Source organism: Clostridium sp. AF27-2AA (assembly GCF_003478505.1).
Classification (GTDB): domain Bacteria; phylum Bacillota; class Clostridia; order Lachnospirales; family Lachnospiraceae; genus Brotaphodocola.
The window spans coordinates 1-2,742 of sequence record NZ_QUFI01000070.1; the positions used below are offsets into that span (position 1 = coordinate 1).

The 2,742-nt window shown below is 43.4% G+C and carries 3 protein-coding genes; all 3 read left to right on the forward strand.

The annotated features are described in order from the left end of the window. The first annotated feature begins 124 nt into the window (after positions 1-124). The gene (locus DWY84_RS17070; protein WP_118534477.1) at positions 125-541 is read left to right on the forward strand and encodes a hypothetical protein; all 417 of its coding nucleotides are present in this window, start codon (positions 125-127) and stop codon (positions 539-541) included. Then, a complete protein-coding gene (gene tnpB, locus DWY84_RS17075; protein ID WP_118534478.1) occupies positions 535-876 on the forward strand; it encodes an IS66 family insertion sequence element accessory protein TnpB in 342 nt (113 codons plus the stop codon). The genes DWY84_RS17070 and tnpB overlap by 7 nt, the downstream gene beginning before the upstream one ends. Before the next feature lie 142 nt (positions 877-1,018). Next, positions 1,019-2,659, forward strand: coding sequence for an IS66 family transposase (locus DWY84_RS17080; RefSeq protein WP_118534479.1), 1,641 nt, complete (start codon positions 1,019-1,021; stop codon positions 2,657-2,659). The last annotated feature ends 83 nt before the right edge of the window (positions 2,660-2,742 follow it).

Here is a 2,742-nt window from a genome sequence, read left to right on the forward strand (position 1 = left end):
GTAAGCGCTTAAATTCTGGGTAACTAGCTATCGTCTTCCAAATACCTCATAATGATTGCAAGTAGATTTTTACTCCATTTTTTATGGTAGAAAGTAAAAATTCACTCTACTTGGAGGATTTATTATGAGTTGTAAACGTGCTTCAAAACGTTCCCTGGATGACTGGATGGAAATGGTGACAGCCTGCAGGCAAAGTGGTATGACGGATGCGGACTGGTGTGCAGAACACGGAATTGCTCCCAGCAGTTTCTATAATGCAGTTACCAGGTTGCGAAAACAGGCCTGCCAGATACCAGATCCGATTAAAAAAGTCAGTACTCTGGATCTTACATCCCGTAAACAGGATGTGGTCCGGATTGCTATAGAACCGGAGAATTCTCCGGAAGAACTGCTTCCAAATCCCATGGACAGTTCTATGTACCTTGACAATTCATATACAATTGAAATCGAAACGAATGGGATACTGATTCGCATGAGCAATTCTGTCCAGCCATCTCTTTTAAATCTGTTGCTGAATGCACTGAGGAATCCTGTATGTTAGCGGATATTTCAAACGTCGATGCTATTTACATTGTATGTGGCAGAACAGATATGCGTAAATCTATTGATGGCCTGTGCGCGATTATTAAGGATCAGTTTTCCATGGAGCTTGATCATTCACTTTATCTTTTCTGTGGTCGCAAATGCGACAGGATCAAAGCAATTCTGAAAGAACCGGATGGGATTGTCCTGATCTATAAAAAGTTGACGGCATCCCAGGGTTCTTACCGATGGCCAAGGAATAAATCTGAAGTGCGGAATCTCACATGGAGGGAGTTTGACTGGCTGATGTCTGGCATTGATATCGAACAGCCAAAAGCAATAAAAACCACCTGATTTAAGACTAAAAAAGTGCACATAAAAGTGCTGCTTTTCCTTGTATTTTCGGCACTTTCAGGTCTGTTGGAAACGTTGTTTTACTGGGCTTTTCCTGCTCTTTTTGGTATAATAAAGGTATCAAAAACAGGAGGGGAAAACCGTGGCAGACAGTTCCAAAGATCTCCAGCTACGTGAGCTGAAAGATATGATCACCGATCTGAAACAGATGATAAAAACGCTTCAGGCAACTGTCGATGCTGCCAACAAACGGGAAGAAGCACTTATTCAGGAACGTGATAACCTGAAAGATGAAATCGCACTTCTTCGTAAGAAGTTATTCGGTTCTTCCAGTGAAAAATTTCCTGTTGATTTTCCGGGCCAGCTGAATCTTTTTAATGAAGCGGAAATGGAACAGGATCTGGCTGCCATCGAAGCTGAGAAACTCTCAGATTCACTTGCTGAATCCGCAACAAAAAAGCGTAAAGCCAGAACCACAGATGCAGACCGTTTTAAAGGAATCCCAATCACCCGCAGATACCTTGATCTTTCAGATGAGGAAAAAGTCTGTCCTCTTTGTAATACCCCATTGAAAAAGATCGGTGAGGAGTTTGTGCGCAGGGAACTGGTTTTTATTCCGGCTAAGCTGCGTGTGATTGAATTCTACAGTATAAACTATGCCTGTCCCAACAATAGCGAACATGCGCTTCCTGTTATCCGAAAAGGAAAAGACGGAAAACCACACATGCTTTACGGAATGGTATCTGCGAATACCGTTGCATGGGTTATGTACCAGAAGTTCTGTAACAGCATGCCATACTTCCGTCAGGAAAAAGACTGGAAACAATACGGAGTCTCTATTACAAGAGCAACCATGGCAAACTGGGTGATCCGTAATTCCCAGGCATTTTTCCTTCCGATGTATGAATACTTTCATCGGAAACTTTTAGAGCGTAAATTCGCAATGGCAGATGAAACTCCCTTGCAGGTGTTACAGGAACCAGGACGCCGTGCACAGACCAAGTCTTATATGTGGCTGTTTCGCAGTGGAGAAGATGGAGAAGCGCCAGTCATCATTTTTAAGTATTCAGAAACCCGTGCTGGTGACACTGCGGTTGAATTTCTCCAGGGTTTTAGAGGATACCTGATGTGCGACGGATACAGCGGCTACAATAAGGTCCCAGATGCAAAGAGAACAGCTTGTTGGGCACATATCCGCAGGTATCTGACAGATGCCATTCCCAAAGGGAAAGAATTGGATTACTCCCAGCCTTCTGTACAGGGAATCATGTATATCAATCAACTTTTTCATATGGAAGAAGTGATCAAAGCGAAACAAACTTCCTTCGATGCTATCAAGAAGGCTCGTCTTGAAAAAGAAAAGCCGATAGTAGAAGGCTTTTTGTCGTGGCTTGATAAACAGAACCCTGTACGTGGATCCAGAATGGATAAAGCAGTTACCTATATCCAAAACCGCCGCTCCTATCTTGCAACTTACTTTGAAGATGGCAGATGCAGCTTTTCCAATAACCTTAGTGAAAACGCTATTCGCCCATTTACTGTAGGGCGGAAAAACTGGCTGTTCTGCGACACACCAAATGGGGCACAGGTAAGTGCTATCGTATACACGATGGTAGAAATGGCAAAAGCGAATGGAGTAAACGTCTATCACTACCTTACCTACCTTCTTGAACATCAGCCCAACGATAAGATGAGCGATGAAGAACTGGAGGCGCTGGCACCATGGAACGAATCTGTCAAAGCGGAAATTGCACAGCGGGCAGATGACGCAAACCAGCAATAATCGTATATGAATTGTCAAGGTACTCCGGTCACTGAAAGGTGACCGGGAATTTTTATATCAACGGCTGAAATTTAAGCGCTTAC

Excerpts from the sequence above, each read along its gene's own strand:
- DWY84_RS17070 (WP_118534477.1), top strand. The coding sequence starts at position 125 with ATGAGTTGTAAACGTGCTTCAAAACGTTCCCTGGATGACTGGATGGAA.
- tnpB (WP_118534478.1), top strand. The coding sequence starts at position 535 with ATGTTAGCGGATATTTCAAACGTCGATGCTATTTACATTGTATGTGGC.